Below are 17,141 nucleotides of genomic sequence, written 5' to 3' on the forward strand. Positions count from 1 at the left end.
AACGCAGAACGGCCCGGGGGCCCTTCGGTGAAGCGCTGGACGATGGACGCTCCCTCAGTCGCCGCGTGCGGGTTGAGCCTAGGCTCAAGTCCGACGACCATCCGACCCTGAGGGTCGTCGCTGGCCGGCGATGCTGCTGGAAGGACCGGAGGACGGCGTGCCGTCGCGTCCGGTGAAGCGGATGTAGTGGGGCTCGCCGCGCGACGCAAGGGGCCGGGCGCAGGCCGGCCAAGCCCGGGATGCACACCTCCGCATCCGCGCCCGACCGACCGCCGCCGCATCGCCTGTAGTCCTCCGCGGACCGGCGGTTTCGCAAGCGTCCTGTCCGGGTGCCCGAACCGATCCCCCTCGCGCGGCCGACAGGCCGGGCGCGCCGGCCGGGAACCTGCGGATCGCCGCGATCGCCGACGCCCGCCCCCGCCCGCGGCTCCCTGAAGAGTACCGGGCTCATGGCATGAGCGCAGCGGACCGGGCGGCGGCGAGCGGCATGATCGCATTCGCAGTCTTGAACGCAGATCAAGCCCGCGATCTTCTGGTCCTTAAAGATGGAATTAGCATCTTCGCATCTATGGAGTCCCTGTTTCCAGCCGCAGCTTGCCCGGCGGCTCACTCCGAGGCCCCTTAGGCATGCGCGCGGATCCCCAGCCTGCCGACCTGTCGCGCCGGGAGGCGGCGCGTCCGCCCCTGCCGGAGCGGGGCGTCGGGCGCGATCCCCTGCTCCCCTTTCTCGACGCGGTCCGGCAGGGTCTGCTGATGATCGACCCCACCGGGACGGTCATCGCGGCGAACGCCCCGGCCCGGCAGCTCCTGGCCGGCCTCAATGTCACGCTGCGGGTGCAGGCTTCGGCGATCCCGCTGCTGCGGGCCCTGCGGGCCGGGACCGCCCCGCCGCGGGGCGCCCTGCTGCGCAGCCTCCGCCGCGCGCTGGCCCGGCGGCAGCCGGTCGTGTTCGAGTTGCGGCACCGGGACCACACGGTCCAGGTGGAACTCCATCCCCTCGCGACGGGCGGCTGGGTCGTCTCGCTGGAGGATGTCAGCACCCGGAAGGCCACGGAAGCCCGGGCCGACGCGATGGCGCGGCGCGATCCCCTCACCGGTCTGCCGAACCGCCTGCTCCTGCGCGAGCGTCTCGCCGAGGCTCTTGCGCGTCTCGCGCGCACGGGCGAGTGCTGCGCCCTGCTGCTGATCGACCTCGATCGGTTCAAGCCGGTCAACGACACCCTCGGTCATCCGATCGGCGACGCGCTGCTGGAGACGGTCGCCGACCGCCTGCGCTCGACGGTGCGGCCCACCGACACGGTGGCGCGGATCGGCGGCGACGAGTTCGTCATCCTCCAGGCCGGGATCCGCGACGCGGCGGGCACGCAGGCCCTCGCCCGCCGCGTCGTCGACCTGATCGGCCGCACCTACATGGTGGAGGGCCATCTCCTGACGATCGGCGCCAGCGTCGGCGTGGCGCTGGCCCCCGAGGACGGGACCGACGCCGACCGGCTCCTGAAGAACGCCGACCTCGCCCTCTACCGGGCCAAGCTCGACGGCCGCGGCACCTACCGGTTCTTCGAGCCGGAGATGGATGCGCGCATGCAGGCGCGCCGCAAGCTCGAACTCGACCTGCGGCAGGCGCTCGCCCGGCGGGAATTCCAGTTGCACTTCCAGCCGCAATTGCAGCTCGCGAGCGGCACGCTGATCGGCTGCGAGACCCTGATCCGGTGGCGCCATCCCGAACGCGGGTTGGTCTCGCCCCTCGATTTCATCCCGCTCGCCGAGGAGATCGGCCTCATCGTCCCGATCGGCGAGTGGGTCGTTCGCCAGGCCTGCCGCGACGCCATGACCTGGCCGGAGCACATGTCGGTGGCGGTCAACGTCTCGCCGGCGCAGTTCAAGAGCGACCGGCTGGTGGAGACGATCATCTCGGCCCTGGCCGGCTCGGGGCTGCCCGCCCGGCGGCTGGAGGTGGAGATCACCGAGGGCGTGCTGCTGCAGGAGAACGACAGGACGCTCCAGACCCTGCACCGGCTGCGGGAACTCGGCGTGCGCGTCTCCATGGACGATTTCGGCACCGGCTACTCGTCGCTGAGCTACCTGCGCTCGTTCCCCTTCGACAAGATCAAGATCGACCGTTCCTTCGTGAAGGATCTGACCAGCAAGCCCGACGGCGAGGCGATCATCCGGGCGATCGCCGGCCTGGGCAAGAGCCTGGGCATGACCACCGTCGCCGAGGGCGTCGAGACGGCCGAGCAGATGCAGCGCATCCGCCTGGAGGGCTGCACCGACGTGCAGGGCTACCTCATCAGCAAGCCCGTACCCGCCGAGGACCTGCGCCAGGTCTTCGCCGGCTTTCCGCAGACCTGATCACTCTCCCCTTCGGGACGCCTTGCCATGAGCGACCTCTACCGTCTCGTCTATGCCAGCAAGAACCTGCTGCAGGGCTCGGAGCCGGAGGTGATGGCCGCGGTCCGCCAGATCCTGGACGCGTCCCAGCGGAACAACGCGGCCCTCGGGGTAACCGGCGCCCTGATGTTCAACGCGGGCGCCTTCGCGCAGGTGCTCGAAGGTCCGCGTCGGGGGGTCGAGACGACCTTCGAGCGGATCCAGCGCGACCTGCGGCACGACGACGTCACGGTCCTGCAATGCGGCCCGGCGGAGAGCCGCGCCTTCGCCAACTGGTCGATGGCGTTCGTGGGCCAGTCGTCCAGCGGGCAGGCCCGCTTCAGCAGCCTCTCGGCCGAGAGCGGCTTCGACCTCGCGCGCCTCGACGGCGACCGGGTCTTCGCCATGCTGCACGGGCTCGTTCTCGAGGAAGAGGGATTTCCGGTCGTGGGGGCCGATCCCGTGGCGACAGCTATCTCGGAGACCGCCCCCGTGGAGGCCGCCCCCTTGGAGAGCGCTCCCGTGGAGCGCGCGCCCTTGGCGGCCGGGCCCGAGCCGCGTGCGGCTGCCGGGCTCGACGTCGCGCAGGTGCGGGCCGAGATCGCGCGGCTGCGTCCGGAGCCCGCATCCCAGGCCCCGGCGCCGGCTCCTGCCGGGTCGGATCGGGCGCCGCGGGCCGCACCGGTCCTGCGTCGCCCCGCCGGGACGCGCGGCGCGGCCGAAGCCGCCCTCAGCGTGCTCAAGGCGGCCCTGGCGAGCGAGCGGCAGCGTACGACCGACCTGCGGGCGGAGATCGACGGCCTGCGCGTCGCACTGGCCGCCTCCGCGGACCGGCTTGAGGTCCTGCGCGACGAACGGGACCTGTGGGCCGGACGGGCCGGTCTCCTTGCCCGCACCCTGGCGCAGGAGGCCGAGGGCGTGCGGGCCGCCGCACCGGCCGTGGCGGACGAGACGCCACCGGCGGCGGTGCGCGAGACCGGCACCGCCTGACTCCGCCGCGGCGAGCGGGCGAAAGGGTGTCATCGTGGCCGACCTTGAGGGACCCGATGACGCGGCCGCACAACCTCCGGAGCCCCCGGGCATGACCGGTGGCGCCCTGTGCCTGCCCCTGTCCGCCACCGACAGGAACATCCTGTTCGACGCGTTCACCCCGCAGCGCGCACAAGACCTGCGGCACTGGCACACGGTCGTCACGCTCGGCCAAGGCGGCGACCTGACCGCCGGGGCGACACAGTCCTGCGCTACGGACTGTCCACCGTGATGCTCGGCTATCGGGCGGCGGCCCTGCTGCGCGCGCGGACCCGACGGGACAGGTCTTCGCCGGCATGGCGCCCTGGCCGTGGCGTCGCCGGGCGCTGACCGTCCCAGCATGAACGCGGGATCGTTCTCTTGAAAGTCTGATACGTTCTGCATAAAGAACGCCCGTTCGCTCCGGTTGGACGGTGCGGACGATCTCTGCGTGGAGGACGAGGCGATGTCAGAGGGATTTGCGGCCCGTACCGTTGCGGCGGCCAACGGCGTGGCCCAGGACGCGGCCTTCGGCGCGGTGATTGCGCCGATCCACCTGTCGACGACCTTCAAGTTCCCGGCCTTCGAGCAGGCCGGACCCTATGACTACTCGCGTCTCGGCAACCCCACGCGGGACGCCCTCGCCGACACGATCGCCAAGCTCGAGGGCGGCGCCCGCGCCGTCATGGTGGCGAGCGGCATGGCGGCCCTCGATCTCGCGCTGTCGAGCCTGCGGCCGGGCGATCTCCTGGTCGCGCCGCACGATTGCTACGGCGGGACTCACCGGCTGTTGAGCTTCCGCGCCGCCCGCGGGCATTACCGCGTGGCCTTCGTCGACCAGACCGATCCGGACGCGCGGGCGGCAGCCCTGGCCGAGGGGCCGAAGGTCGTGCTGATCGAAACGCCCAGCAACCCGCTGATGCGCGTGGTGGATATCCGACGCATCACCGCGGACGCGAAGGCGGCCGGCGCGCTGGCCGTGGTGGACAACACCTTCCTGTCGCCCGCCCTGCAGCAGCCGATCGCCCTCGGGGCGGATCTGGTCGTCCATTCCACCACCAAGTTCCTGAACGGCCATTCCGACGTCATCGGCGGGGTCGTGGTCGCCGCCGACAAGGCCGTTGGGGAGGAACTCGCCGCCTGGGCGAACACGATCGGGGTCACGGGCTCGCCCCTCGACGCTTATCTGACGCTCCGGGGCCTGCGCACCCTGTTCGTGCGGGTGGAGCAGCAGCAGCGCAACGCCGCCGTCCTGGCGGCCTTCCTGGAGGCGCATCCGGCGGTGGCCCGCGTGCATTACCCGGGTCTGCCCACCGATCCGGGACATGCCCTGGCGAAGACGCAGCAGGCGGGCTTCGGCGCCATGCTGAGCTTCGAGCTCGCCGGGGGCCGTGCGGCGGTGAAGACCTTCGTGGAGGCCCTGCGGGTGTTCACGCTGGCCGAATCCCTGGGCGGCGTCGAGAGCCTGATCGCCCATCCGCCGACCATGACGCATGCGGCCATGGACCCGGAGGCGCGCGCCATCGCGGGCATCACCGACGGGCTGCTGCGTCTCTCCGTCGGCCTGGAGGCGGAAGCCGACCTGCTGGCCGACCTGTCGCGGGCCTTCGAGGCCCTGGACGGCTGAGCCGGCCGGTCACTCCTCCTCGACCACGCTGAACCCGGACTCGTCCTCGACCACCCGGAAACGGGCGCGCTGCACGGTCCGGGAGCGCTCGGCCGCCTCGTCGCGGCACTTGTCGACATGGGCGGCGCGGTTGACCACCTGCAGGTTCGGCGCCCCCCAATAGCCGAGCAGCACCGGCCAGGGCGCGTCGCGGTGTTCCCGCCAGACCCGGTAGAGCGGCAGGGTGTGGTCGACCTCGGCCGTCTTCAGCAGGCGTTTGCCGGTGGTGGTGCAGCGATGCCGCTGGCGGAGCTTCAGCGCCCGGACCTGGGCATGCGGCGCGATCCAGAACTTCCAGGCCGCGACACAGGCTGCGTGCCAGCCGGCATTGGTGTTGGGGGCGCCGCGCGCCCAGAGATCCCGGTGCCAGCCGAACCGGTAGACCGGCTGACCGCAGATGCAGCAGACGCCCCGGCCGCGGGCGAAGGCCGGATCGCGGTAGGGTGCCGGCGGCATGCGGAAGCTTCCGGCCCGGCCCTCGGCCCCGAGCTGCCAGGTCCAGCCCTCCGGCGTCCCGGAGCGGGCCGCCAGTGCCCGGGCCAGCCGGTCGGCGCGGAGGATGTGGTTGCGCCAGTAGCTCTCGACGGCGAGCCGCGGCGTCGGCGGGATCAGCGGGCGCGCCAAGGCGTGCTGGAGGACCGGTGCCGGGAAGATGGCCGGCAGGGCTTTCTCCAGTCGCGCCCGGGCCTGCTCGTTGCGGAGGGTGCGCCAGCTCGATGTGGTCATGGTGGACCGGTGGTAACCCGGCCGGCGCCGCGCCGCGACGGCGCCGCTGCAACAGCGGGCGGCCCCCGCACGCCCGACCTTCAGGGTTAAGAAAATGTTTCCCGTGAAACATTGCGCGGCCCGTCAGAAGCAGCATGGCCGCTCCGGTCCGGCTCAGAGATCCACCGCCATCGACAGGAGGTAGGTGCGCGGCGCGCCCTGGAAGAAGGTGCCGAACGACGCGACCCCGGTCCAGTACCGCGCGTCGGTCACGTTGAGGATGCTGGCCCGGAAGGTCGTCGGCCGCTCGGCGACCAGGGTCGTGTAGCGCAGGCCGAGGTCGAGGCGGGCCCAGGCCGGCAGGGCCTGGGTGTTCGCGAGGTCGACGAACTGCCGCCCGGTAGAGATGACGGCGCCGTTGAGCGTCAGGCCGGGCAACCCGGGCAGGTCCCACTCGGCGCCCAGGCTCGCCTGGACCTCAGGCACGCCGATCGGCCGGTGCCCGCGATTGGCGGCGAGCGCCGTCCGGACGAGGCGTCCGTCCAGCAGGGTCACGCCGCCGACCACGCGCACCTGCGGCGTGATCTCGCCAAACAGGCTCAGCTCGAGGCCGCCGACGCGCTGCTCGCCGGTCGCCGCGAAGCGCCCCTGCGGGCCGAGCTCGCCCGCGGGCTTCGTGATCCGGAAGGCGCCAAGCGTGGCGCCGAACCGGCCGAGATCGAGCTTCACACCCGCCTCGACCTGTCGGGCCACGTAGGGAGCGAGGATCGTGCCGGAATTGGTCGCCACCGCCGGGGCCACGTCGCCGCGGCTCAGGCCCTCGATGTAGTTGCCGTAGAGCGAGACCGAGTCCCAGGGCCGCACCACGAGACCGACCATCGGGGTCGTGGCGCTCTTGTCGTACGACGAGGCCAGCGTGCCGACATTCGACAGGTAATTGTGCGCCTCCACGCGCTGGCGGCGCACACCCAGGGTCAGCAGGACGCGCTCGTCGAGGGCCGACAGCGTGTCGGCCACCGCGATCCCCGACAGGGTGCTGTCGGACAGGCGGGGCCGGCCGATGCCGTAGATCGGCGCGATGTACGGGACGAGGGCCGGCACGTAGAGGTTCGACAGGTAGGCGCCCCGGCCGGGCGAGAACCGCCGTCCCGTCGCCTCGTCGTACACGGAGCCCTGAAGCGTGAGGGCGTGGCGGATGAATCCGGTCTCGAACCGGGCCCGGACGCCGGCGTCGTAGGTGAGCCGGTCGACGCCGAGGGCGTAGAATTGCGGCGTGCTGGTCGTGTCGCCGCGGCCGTTGAGGATCGTCGGCGCCGATTGGAAGTACCGCTCCACGCCGGTCTGCCCGCCGCCGACATCCGCGAACAGCGTGACCTGATCGGTCAGGTCGTACTCGGTGCGCAGCAGGCCGCCGCGATCGTCGACGTCCGAGTATTCCCAGGGCTGGGTCAGGTTCAGGCGACCGTCGGGCGCCCGCGGTACGGGCACGCCGGCCCGCAGGAGGAACGGGCGCAGCGGCGCGTTGAAGCGGTCCGTCTGCGCCAGCAGGTAGAGCCACGCGCGGAACCGGTCACCCTGGTAGTCGAGGGCCAGGGCCCCGACGCCGGTCGTCTCGGTCTGGCGGTCGAAGGGCGTGGCGCCGCCGTGCAGGCTGCCGACGACGCGGGCGCCCCATTCCCGTCCCGGCCCCCAGCGGCGGGCGACGTCGACCTGGCTGCCGCCCCAGGCGGTCGAGCCGTAATCCAGGGTGACGCGGGTCAGGTGCGCGCCGGCGCGCTTCGGGACGATATTGACCACGCCGCCGACCGCGCCGTTCGGCGACACCCCCGTGAGGGCGGCGGACGGCCCCTTCAGGACCTCGATGCGCTCCACGTAGTCGGTGAAGATGCGGAAGCTCGGGGCAATGCCGTAGAGCCCGTCGAAGGCGACCTCGCCGCTGGTGTTCTCGTTGGACGGGAAGCCCCGGATGGAGAAGGAGTCGAACGGCGCCCCCGTGGTCTGGGTGGCGCGCACCGACGGGTCGAGGACCAGGGTCTCGGATACCGTCCGCGCCTGCCGGTCCCGGATGAGCGTGTCGGTGTAGCTGGCGATGCTGAAGGGCGCCTTCTGGATCTCGGTATCGCCCAGCAGGCCGAGGCGACCGCCCCGCGCCACCTGACCGCCGGCATAGGCCGGGACCGGTCCGCGCGGCGCGGCCGCGCTCGCGACCGAGATCTCGTCGAGCTGGACCTCCCGGCCGGCCCCGGCCTCCTCCGCGCGGGCCGCGTGCAGCCCGGAACCGACGAAGCCCAGCAGGAAAGCCATCGGGAGAACCGGCCGTGCCGCGCGCCGCCGGCGCCGGTTCCGCGCGGAAACCGACACCGAGAAATCTTGAGACCGCATTGTCGTGACGAAAGCTCCGAATCACGGAGCAAGGCAGCAAATATCTCTACGTGTGTCAAAAATACATTTGGATTAATTATAATTATATTCAGCGCACGCAGGGTCGATCTACGTGATCGATATTGATTGCTTTCTATACTGACTTCCATTGCCGAACGACATCATTATCAGTGCCTCACTCATCATCGCACGGTCGAGCAGGCGATTTCGCGGAAGGCCGGGTTAGAGCTCGGCTGAGGCGCGCGGCCGGGATCGTCGGGCCGGGCGGGGCGTGCGGGGCCCGACACGGCCGCGATCGGGTGTGGATCGCGCGCGTCCGATCGGGTTGCCGCGGCGGAGACCGGGGCGCCCGGTTGCCAGGGTTGCCCACCCCGCCTAGACGGGCCCGGCGCGAAACGTGCCTGTCACCCCTCCTCTAGTGCAGAGGTTTTCCCGTGATCACCGGTCCGTGCCTCATCGTCCAGCCGATCCACGCGGCGGGCCTCGACCGGCTGCGGGCGGCCGGATTGGAGCCGCGTCCGGCGAGCGGCACCGATCCCGAGACCCTGGCCCGCGAGGCCGCCCCGTGCGTCGCCGTCATCACCCGCAACACCGGCTTCCCGGCCCGCGCCATCGCAGCGGCCCCGGCCCTGCGGGTGATCGGCGTGCACGGCACCGGCACCGACCACGTCGCCACCGCCGAGGCGACCGAGGCCGGGATCGTGGTGGTCAATACGCCCGGCGCCAACGCCGTCTCGGTGGCCGAGCAGACGCTGGCGCTGATCTTCGCCCTGGCCAAGGCCCTGCCGGAGGCCGACCGCTCGGTCCGGCGCGGGGACGACAGCTTCAAGTTCACCGCCCGCCTGATCGAGCTGGCCGGCCTGACGCTGGGCCTCGTCGGCTTCGGGGCGATCGGGCAGGCGACGGCCCGGCTCGGCACGGCCCTCGGCCTGCGGGTGCTGGCCTACGGCCCGAGCCGGCCGGACGCCGACTTCGCCAATGCCGGTGCCCTGCGGGCTCCTTCGGTGGACGCGCTCCTCGCGGAGGCCGACATCGTCTCCCTGCACGTGCCCCTGACCCCGGCCACCCGCGGCCTGATCGGCCGGGACCAGCTCGCCGGGATGAAGCGGGACGCCTTCCTGATCAACACCAGCCGCGGCGGCCTGATCGACGAGGCGGCCCTGGTGGAGGCGCTGGAATCCGGCACGATCGCGGGCGCCGGGCTCGATGTCTTCGCCCAGGAGCCCCTGCCGGCCGACCACCCCCTCGCCCGTCAGGCGCGGGCGATCCTGACGCCCCATGTCGGCGGTTCCACCGGGTCGGCCCTGATCCGCACCGCCGAGACCGCCGCCGGCCGCGTGGTCGACGTGCTGGCAGGCCGGCGGCCGGGCGGACTGGTCAATCCGGATGTCTGGGCGCGGCGGCGCGCCCTGTGATACCCTGAGACGGGTTGCCGCCGCGGGCCGCGCGACCGATCTCCGACCGGCACCTCAGGATGAGGGCGCGGGTGGGAAGGCCGCGCTCCAACGGCTCCGACCGCGCCCGGATCACGCCCTTTCGTCCGCACCACGACCACCCGCCGCGCACGTTGTCATGCAATCGTCGCAGACGGGCCGGAAAGCCACGCGCTGCATCCGAGGCCAGAGAGGGCTCCATGGACTTCCACCGTCGCTTCACGGTCCTGATGTGCGCCCCCGCCTTCGATCCGGACGATCTCGAAGGCGCGCGCGTCAATCAGATCGTGGCAGCCGTGGAGCAGCGCGGCTTCGAGGTGGTGCGCGCCCGGCGGGTCGAGGACGCGGCCATCGCGGTGCAGACCGACGCCGCGGTGGGCTGCCTCGTGGTCGATTGGGGCAAGCGCGGCCTCGACGGCAAGGCCGCCGCCCTCATCGACATGATGCGCAAGCGCGGCCTGGAGATGCCGATCGTCATCATGGTCCGCCGCAAGCGGCTGGAGGACATCCCGGTCGAACTGCTCGATTTCATCGACGGCTACATCTTCCTGGCGGAGGAGACGCCGGAATTCATCGCCCGCGGCCTCGTCAGCCGGGTCACGCAATACGCCCAGACCCTCAAGACGCCGTTCTTCGGCGCGCTCGTCGACTACGCCGAGAAGGGCAACCAGCTCTGGACCTGCCCGGGCCACAACGGCGGCATCTTCTACAACCGGTCGCCGATCGGCCGGATCTTCGTGGAGCACCTGGGGGAAGCGATCTTCCGCGACGACCTCGACAACTCGGTCCTCGACCTCGGCGACCTGCTGACCCACGAGGGCCCGGCGCTGAAGGCCCAGAAGGAGGCCGCGAAGATCTTCGGGGCCGAGAAGACCTACTTCGTCCTCAACGGCACCTCGGCCTCCAACAAGATCGTCCTGTCCTCGCTGATCGCGGAGGACGACCTCGTCCTGTTCGACCGCAACAACCACAAGGCGGCGCATCACGGCGCCCTGTTCCTGGGCGGCGGCATCCCGATCTTTCTGGAAACGGACCGGAACGCCTACGGCCTGATCGGCCCCATGTATCATGAGGCCCTCGACGAGACCCGGATCCGGGAGAAGATCCGCCGGAACCCGCTGGTGACCGATCCCGAGGCGTGGCGCCGGGAGCGGCCGTTCCGCGTTGCGGTGATCGAGCAGTGCACCTACGACGGCACGATCTACGACGCCCAGGAGATCCTGGAGAAGATCGGCCACCTCTGCGACTACATCCTGTTCGACGAGGCCTGGGCGGGCTTCATGAAGTTCCACCCGCTCTACGCCCGCCGCTTCGCCATGGGGCTGACCGGCCTCGACGAGACCTCGCCCGGCATCGTCGCCACGCAATCGACCCACAAGCAGCTCGCGAGCTTCTCCCAGGCCTCGCAGATCCACACCCGCGACGGGCATATCCGCGGCCAGACCCGGCGGGTCGAGCACAAGCGGCTCAACGAGAGCTTCCTCGTCCACGCCTCCACGTCGCCCTTCTACCCGCTCTTTGCCTCCCTCGATGTCGGCGCCCAGATGATGAAGGGCCGCTCCGGCATGATCCTGTGGGACGACACGATCCGGCTCGGGATCGAGTGGCGCAAGAAGGTCCGGGCGATCCGGCGGGAATTCGAGGAGAACGAGCGCGATCCCGCAAGGCGCTGGTTCTTCGACCCCTTCGTGCCGGACGTGACGGTGAATGCCGACGGGGCCGAGGTGCCTTGGGAAAGTGTGCCGACCGACGAGCTCGCCGCCACGCCGCGCCACTGGGAGCTGAAGCCGGGCGCCCGCTGGCACGGCTTCACCCACGTGGCGCCGGGCTACGCGATCACCGACCCGAACAAGCTCACCGTGCTCACCCCCGGCTTCGACCGGCACACGGGGGCTTACGCCCAGCACGGCGTGCCGGCGCCGATCGTGGCCCAGTACCTGCGTGAGAACCGGATCGTCGCCGAGAAGAACGACCTGAACTCGCTGCTCTTCCTGCTGACCCCGGGGGTCGAATCCTCCAAGGCCGGCACGCTGATCTCGGGCCTCGTCGCCTTCAAGCGGCTCCACGACGACAACGTCCCGCTGGAGGAGGCCATGCCGGAATTCGTCAACCGCCGGCCGAACCGCTACCGCGGCGTGCGCCTGCGCGACCTCTGCGCCGAATTCCACGCCTTCCACCGGGAGGCCGGCACCTCCACGCTCCAGCGGCGCCAGTTCGCCCCGGAGCACCTGCCCGAGATGGTGATGCCGCCCAAGAAGGCCGCCCAGCTGCTGACCCGCAACAAGGTCGATTACGTGCCGATCGCCGAGGCCGAGGGGCGGATCGCCACCACGCTGATGCTGGTCTATCCCCCGGGCATCGGCACGGTGCTGCCGGGCGAGCGCCTGGACGACCGGGCCAAGCCCATGCTCGACTATTTCAAGATGTTCGAGGCCTCCGCCAACCTGTTCCCGGGCTTCGAGGCCGAGATCCAGGGCGTCTACCGCGAGGTCGATCCGGACGGGCGGATCCGCTTCCACACCTACGTGGCACGCGAGGGGGCCTGATGGAGATCGAGGTCGAGACGCCCGGCCTGGTCCCGGCCCGCACCTGCCCCGACATCGTCATCCGCGCCTCCTCGGATGCGGATGTCGAGGCGATGGTGGCGATCTACGAGCACCACATCAGCAGGGGCGTGAGCGATGTCGGCGTCGCCGAGGAGGACCGTCTGCTTCCCGACGACCTGAAGCGGCGGCGCAAGACCATGCGCAAGAAGCGCCTGCCCCACCTCGTGGCCGACCGGGACGGCGCGGTGGCGGGCTACGCCTACGCGGTGCCGTTCCGGAAACGCCCGGCCTACCGCTACACGCTGAAGCACTCGATCTACGTGCATCCCGACCACCTGCATGCCGGGATCGGCCGCCGGCTGCTGCCGGCCCTGATCGAAGCCTGCGCGGCCGGCGGCTACCGCCAGATGATCGGCTACATCGACGCCGAGAACGCCGCGTCCCTGCGGCTCCACGAGGCCTGCGGGTTCGAGCGGGTCGGCTACCTGCGGGCGGTGGGCTTCAAGTACGGCCACTGGTCGGACAGCGTCATGGTCCAGCGGGCGCTGGGCACCGGGTCGGAGGACCGGCCGGGGTAGCGGGCCGGGACGGGGCGGCGTCCGACGCCCGGCCGCCGTCATTGCGAGCGCAGCGAAGCGATCCAGGAGCGCCACACTTACGGAGGGCGCGCTACCCTGGGTCGCTTCGCTGCGCTCGCAATGACGGAGCGCGTGACACCCGCCGAAGGAGTCGACCGGGGCCGGGATCAGTGGCCGGAGGCCGGCTGCGCCGTCGCGACGATGTCGACCTCGACGCCGACATCGAGCGCCACCCATTGGCCCGAGGCCCAGGCCCCCTGGCCGACGCCGAACTCGGTGCGGACGAGGCCGACGCGCCCCACGGCATGCGCCGCGCCGCCGTCGAAGGTCAGGTGGAACGGCAGCGTCACCGGCCGGCTCGTGCCGCGGATCGTCAGCGTCCCCACCGCCGCGTAGTCGCCCTGCCCCTTGTCGACGAAGCGGGTCGCCTCGAAGCGCGCCTGGCTCGCCGCCTTGACGTCGAACCAGTCCTTCTGCGGCAGGGCCTCGTCGCGCTGGACGTCCCCGGTCCGCGCGCTGGCGAGGTCGACCAGCACGAGCGCGTGCCCCGCCTCGGGCTTGGCGGGGTCGAAATCCACGCTGGCCGTGAACCGCTCGAACCGCCCGGTGAACGGGACGCCGACCTGCACGCCCGAGAACCGGATCGCGCTCCGGGCCGGATCCACCGCCCACTCGGCGGCGGCGGCCGGCAGGGCTTCGCCCAGGAACGCGCCCAGGAACGCGCACAAGAACGCGCCCTGCAGCGCCGCGAGCAGGCAGAGGTGACGCGCGTTCATCGGGTGGGCTCCACGATCGGGGCGGTCGACGGCCGGCGCCCCGGCAGCATGCGGCGCAGCACGTCGTCGCGCAGGAGGAAATGGTGGCGCAGGGCGGCCGCCACGTGGACCCCGAGGAGGGCCGCCAGGAACCACGCCCCCAGGGCATGGACCTGCTTGAGGAGACCCTCGGCGGCGGCGGGGTCGGGGACGTGGGCCGCCAGCGGCAGGTGTGGCCAGGGGACGAGGCCGTAGAGCACCGTCGGGATGTTGAACGGCGACAGCGAGACCACGGCCCAGCCGGTCAGGGGCAGCCCGACGAGGAGCAGATAGAGCAGGTGATGCGCCGCCGCGGCCGCCCGCCGCTCCCGCGCCGGCATCCCAGCCGGGTGCGGTGGCGGCCGGTGGGTCAGGCGCCAGAGGAGGCGCAGGACCGTCAGCGCCAGCACCGTGACGCCGACCGACTTGTGCCACTGGTAGAGCTGGAACTGGCGCAGCGGCGCCAGGGCCGCGTGCGTCATGGTCAGCCCGAGGCCGATCAGGACGAGCACGGCGAGCGCGCTCGCCCAGTGCAGCAGGATCGCCACGGCGGAGTACCGCCGCGCGGAAACCCCGTTCGCCATGGCCGATCCCCCGGTGTCAGTCCTGCTTCTCGAAGGCGCCCGCGATGGTGAGGTGCAGCTCGTCGCCGATCAGCGGCACGTAGGTCTTCACCCCGAACTCCGAGCGCTTGAGCGTGCCGGTGGCCTCGAAGCCGACCGTATACTTCTTGCTCAGCGGGTTCACGCCGGCGCCGACCAGGGTGACGTCCAGCGTCACCGGCTTGGTCACGCCGTGGAGCGTCAGGTCGCCCGTCACCTTCGCGTGGTCCTTGCCGGCCGGCGTGACCTTGGTGGACACGAAGGTCATGTCGGGGAACTTGGCGGCGTCGAGCCACTGGTCGCCCTTGAGCTCGTCGGTGAGCTTGGCGCTGGTGGTCGTCACCGAGGCGACCGGGATCTTCACCGAGAGCTTGGCCGCCGCCGGGTTCTTCGGCTGCAGCTCCAGCGTGCCGGACACGTCCGAGAAGCCGCCGGCATAGTTCGAGAAGCCCATATGGGACACGCGCCAGCCGACCTGGGTGTGGCCGGGATCGACCGCGTAGGTGCCGGCCTGGATCTGCGCCGGATCGCGGGTCGGCGGGGTCTGGGCCAGCGCCGAGGTGGCGACCGGGGTGGCGACCAGCAGGGCCAGCAGGCCGGAGGCGAGAATCGACTTCAAGGGTGTCTCCTGCAGAGCAGACGGTCGAGCGCGAGTCGCTGCGCCGCAGCAGCCCTGTAGACCCGTTCACGGCACCGGTTGAGCCTGCTATCCGGAACCCCATGGTTGCGAGAACGGAAACCTTCCGGGGCGGACTCGAGGATGTGCGGGCCTTCTGCGCCGTCGTCGATCTCGGCACGGTGACGGCCGCGGCCGCGAGCCTGCAGGAGACCAAGGGCAGCGTCAGCCGACGGATCTCCCGCCTGGAACAGGCGCTGGGCGCCCGGCTGATGGCGCGCACCTCACGGGCGGTCTCGCCGACGGCCGAAGGGCTGGCCTTCTATGCCAAGGCGCAGGAGAGCCTGACCCTCCTCGACGAGGCGGCCGAGACCGCCCGCGACGCCCGCACGGTGCCGACCGGGCACCTGCGGATCACGACCTCGATCGATTTCGGGATCGAGGTGATGCCCGAGATCGTCGCGAGCTTCCGGACCGCCTACCCGCAGATCACCGTGGAGATGCTGAACACCGACGCGCGCCTCGACCTCGCGGCCAACCGGATCGACCTCGCCCTGCGTCTCGGCGGCGCGGAGGAGACCGGCTACCGCGCGATGGTCCTCGCGACCCTGGCTCTGGGCCTCTACGCCGCCCCCGCCTATCTGCTGCGCCGCCCGGCCCCGACGGACCTCGCGGGCCTGCACGACCACGACCTGATCCTCGCCCGGGAGCGGATCGGCACGGCGGGACTGGTGCTGACCGACGGGCAGGGCCGTACCGAGCCGCTGGCCTTGAGCCCGGCCATCCGGGTCAGCGACTTCGCCACCGCGCACCGGCTGACCCTGGCGGGCGCCGGGATCGGCCATCTCCCGAGCCTCGTCGCCGCCCGCGCCGTGGAGGCGGGGGAGATCCTGCGGGTGCTCAGCCCCTGGGCGACCCGCGGCGCGCATCTGCGCGCCGTCACCCTCGCGGGGCGCGAATTGCCCGCCCGCGTCCAGGTCTTCCGCGAGCATGTCCGCAGCGCCCTGGCGGCGCGCGACTGCCCCGGCGCCACCCTGGACGGCGACGACCCAAACAGATGACGCCCTCTCTTGCGCCGAAGATGACAGGGGCTGCGATCGGAATGGGCATCGCCCGGGCGACCGCCTAAGCCGGGCGACCCGCCGCCACCAGGTTCGTTCTGCCGTCGGCGGGCCGGTCCATCACGACCGACTTATATCTGCGCCGTGGCGACAGCATCGCCATGCGCACCGGCGATGCGCGCCTACCCCCGGACCAGCCGACGGATCTCGCCATCCCGTGCGCGACGCACCCTTCCGCCCCGTCGGAGTCGGGGCATCGCGGCGCGGCTCAGCCGTCGCGACCGAGGCCGAGACCGCGGATGATGTCGCCGATCGGATCGATCTTCGGGGACGGGGCGGCCACCGGGGCCGTCTGGGGGGCCGCCGCGACGACGGCCGGCCGATCGGATTGCGCGGTACGCTCGAGTGCGGCGTGGCGAAGCCGGGCAGTCCGGCGCGACCCGCGCTCCGCCCCCTTCGGCCGATGCGTCGCCACGGCCTTCCGCAGCGATTCGGCCGGACGTGCCATCTCGGCCGGAAGCGGCGCGGTCGGCATCGCCGTGGAGGGGACCGCGGCGGCGATCCGCGGCGTCGGGACAGCCGCCAGCGCCCCGGTGGTCTCCGGTGCGGACGAGCGGGCCGGGGGATTCACCCAGGCGGCCGGCGCGACCGGTGCCGCAGCCGTCACGACCGGACGTGCAGGGCGTGTCTGCACCTCGTAATTGCCTGGATGCAGAATATGCGCGGCCGCCACCAGCCCGAATACGGCAACGGCAGTGGTACCGAGGGTGGAGCGGTAGTGTTCCATGGCGGAAAAACGTACCGCCAAGCTCTCGGTTCCGCGCCAACGAACCGTGCGTCGGCGCAAACAAAAAAGGCCACTCCCGAAGGAGCGGCCCGAAGTCTAGGGAGGAAACGCCCAAGAAGGGCAGCGGGATCGCGACGCCATCGCCATCCCGCAATGCAAAGATAGGATACCGCAGTGCGGCATGCAACGGATCGGACGCCGGGGAGATATGCATATGCTCCCCTGTCGGGCCGCCCAGCCATGCACCTAAAGCATGTCACCGCGCGGGATCGCGGACGGACCGCGCGACGCGCAGAGCGCCCTGCACGCGGATCTGGCGGTGGCGGGTGGACGAGAACGGGATCTAGGCCCCCCCGGACCGACCATCCTGGCCGATGAGCCGCTCGATCTCCGCCTCCGCGACGGCGCGTGCCGCGTGCTCGGAGGTGTACGGGCGGAACGACCCCCGGACCAGCTTGCCGCGGTCGCGGATCGCCCAGGTGAAGCGGCCGGGATCATGCCGGCTCGGCCTGACCTCGACCGTGTAGAGATGCCCGCCCGTCGCACCCATGCTGGGAATGTGCGGAAGCGTCCCGCATCGGGACAGGGGGTGC

The 17,141-nt window shown here is 71.5% G+C and carries 15 protein-coding genes; 8 read left to right on the plus strand and 7 right to left on the minus strand.

Annotation, left to right across the window (positions count from 1 at the left end; genetic code table 11):
* Nucleotides 1–627: 627 nt before the first annotated feature.
* From PQI07_RS09760 to metB, 4 genes are all read left to right on the plus strand, one after another.
* The gene (locus PQI07_RS09760; protein ID WP_274926527.1) at nt 628–2,352 is read left to right on the plus strand and encodes a putative bifunctional diguanylate cyclase/phosphodiesterase; all 1,725 of its coding nucleotides are present in this window, start codon (nt 628–630) and stop codon (nt 2,350–2,352) included.
* Nucleotides 2,353–2,379: 27 nt separating this feature from the next.
* Nucleotides 2,380–3,360 carry a BLUF domain-containing protein gene (locus tag PQI07_RS09765; protein ID WP_274926528.1) on the plus strand — a complete coding sequence of 327 codons (981 nt, stop codon included), beginning with the start codon at nt 2,380–2,382 and terminating at the stop codon, nt 3,358–3,360.
* Nucleotides 3,361–3,394: 34 nt separating this feature from the next.
* Nucleotides 3,395–3,631 carry a hypothetical protein gene (locus PQI07_RS09770; protein WP_274926529.1) on the plus strand — a complete coding sequence of 79 codons (237 nt, stop codon included), beginning with the start codon at nt 3,395–3,397 and terminating at the stop codon, nt 3,629–3,631.
* Between the two features lie 213 nt (nt 3,632–3,844).
* Complete coding sequence (gene metB, locus PQI07_RS09775; RefSeq protein ID WP_075382030.1) at nt 3,845–5,005, plus strand: cystathionine gamma-synthase; 1,161 nt, start codon at nt 3,845–3,847, stop codon at nt 5,003–5,005.
* Between the two features lie 9 nt (nt 5,006–5,014).
* Here metB and PQI07_RS09780 read toward each other — a convergent pair whose 3' ends face one another.
* Both PQI07_RS09780 and PQI07_RS09785 read right to left on the minus strand, forming a co-directional pair.
* Nucleotides 5,015–5,770, minus strand: a complete 756-nt coding sequence (locus tag PQI07_RS09780; RefSeq protein ID WP_179697460.1) for a hypothetical protein — start codon at nt 5,768–5,770, stop codon at nt 5,015–5,017.
* Nucleotides 5,771–5,923: 153 nt separating this feature from the next.
* Nucleotides 5,924–8,053, minus strand: coding sequence for a TonB-dependent receptor (locus PQI07_RS09785; RefSeq protein WP_274926530.1), 2,130 nt, complete (start codon nt 8,051–8,053; stop codon nt 5,924–5,926).
* Between the two features lie 512 nt (nt 8,054–8,565).
* Here PQI07_RS09785 and PQI07_RS09790 point away from each other — a divergent pair.
* From PQI07_RS09790 to PQI07_RS09800, 3 genes are all read left to right on the plus strand, one after another.
* Entirely contained in the window at nt 8,566–9,546 is a 981-nt protein-coding gene (locus tag PQI07_RS09790) for a hydroxyacid dehydrogenase (RefSeq protein ID WP_043387093.1), read from the plus strand.
* A gap of 218 nt (nt 9,547–9,764) precedes the next feature.
* Entirely contained in the window at nt 9,765–12,110 is a 2,346-nt protein-coding gene (locus PQI07_RS09795; RefSeq protein ID WP_043348722.1) for an Orn/Lys/Arg family decarboxylase, read from the plus strand.
* Nucleotides 12,110–12,688: a GNAT family N-acetyltransferase gene (locus PQI07_RS09800; RefSeq protein ID WP_043348725.1), complete on the plus strand. Its 579-nt coding sequence runs from the start codon at nt 12,110–12,112 to the stop codon at nt 12,686–12,688. The genes PQI07_RS09795 and PQI07_RS09800 overlap by 1 nt, the downstream gene beginning before the upstream one ends.
* Before the next feature lie 167 nt (nt 12,689–12,855).
* On the opposite strand, the gene PQI07_RS09805 is transcribed toward PQI07_RS09800, so the two are convergent.
* Genes PQI07_RS09805 through PQI07_RS09815 form a run of 3 tightly spaced genes read right to left on the minus strand, consistent with a single transcriptional unit; the run spans nt 12,856 to nt 14,703 of the window.
* Nucleotides 12,856–13,464, minus strand: a complete 609-nt coding sequence (locus tag PQI07_RS09805) for a YceI family protein (protein WP_075381054.1) — start codon at nt 13,462–13,464, stop codon at nt 12,856–12,858.
* The gene (locus PQI07_RS09810; RefSeq protein ID WP_274926531.1) at nt 13,461–14,066 is read right to left on the minus strand and encodes a cytochrome b; all 606 of its coding nucleotides are present in this window, start codon (nt 14,064–14,066) and stop codon (nt 13,461–13,463) included. Before PQI07_RS09810 ends, PQI07_RS09805 begins: the two co-directional genes overlap by 4 nt.
* 16 nt (nt 14,067–14,082) lie before the next feature.
* Entirely contained in the window at nt 14,083–14,703 is a 621-nt protein-coding gene (locus PQI07_RS09815; protein ID WP_043759663.1) for a YceI family protein, read from the minus strand.
* A gap of 101 nt (nt 14,704–14,804) precedes the next feature.
* On the opposite strand from PQI07_RS09815, the gene PQI07_RS09820 reads away from it, so the two are divergent.
* Complete coding sequence (locus PQI07_RS09820; protein ID WP_043387084.1) at nt 14,805–15,761, plus strand: LysR family transcriptional regulator; 957 nt, start codon at nt 14,805–14,807, stop codon at nt 15,759–15,761.
* 268 nt (nt 15,762–16,029) lie between these two features.
* On the opposite strand, the gene PQI07_RS09825 is transcribed toward PQI07_RS09820, so the two are convergent.
* A complete protein-coding gene (locus tag PQI07_RS09825) occupies nt 16,030–16,569 on the minus strand; it encodes a hypothetical protein (protein ID WP_274926532.1) in 540 nt (179 codons plus the stop codon).
* 322 nt (nt 16,570–16,891) lie between these two features.
* Nucleotides 16,892–17,098 (minus strand): hypothetical protein, encoded by a 207-nt coding sequence (locus tag PQI07_RS09830; RefSeq protein ID WP_043348747.1) that lies wholly within the window; start codon nt 17,096–17,098, stop codon nt 16,892–16,894.
* Nucleotides 17,099–17,141: the final 43 nt, after the last annotated feature.

Source organism: Methylobacterium sp. 092160098-2, from assembly GCF_028920805.1.
GTDB classification, from domain to species: domain Bacteria; phylum Pseudomonadota; class Alphaproteobacteria; order Rhizobiales; family Beijerinckiaceae; genus Methylobacterium; species Methylobacterium fujisawaense.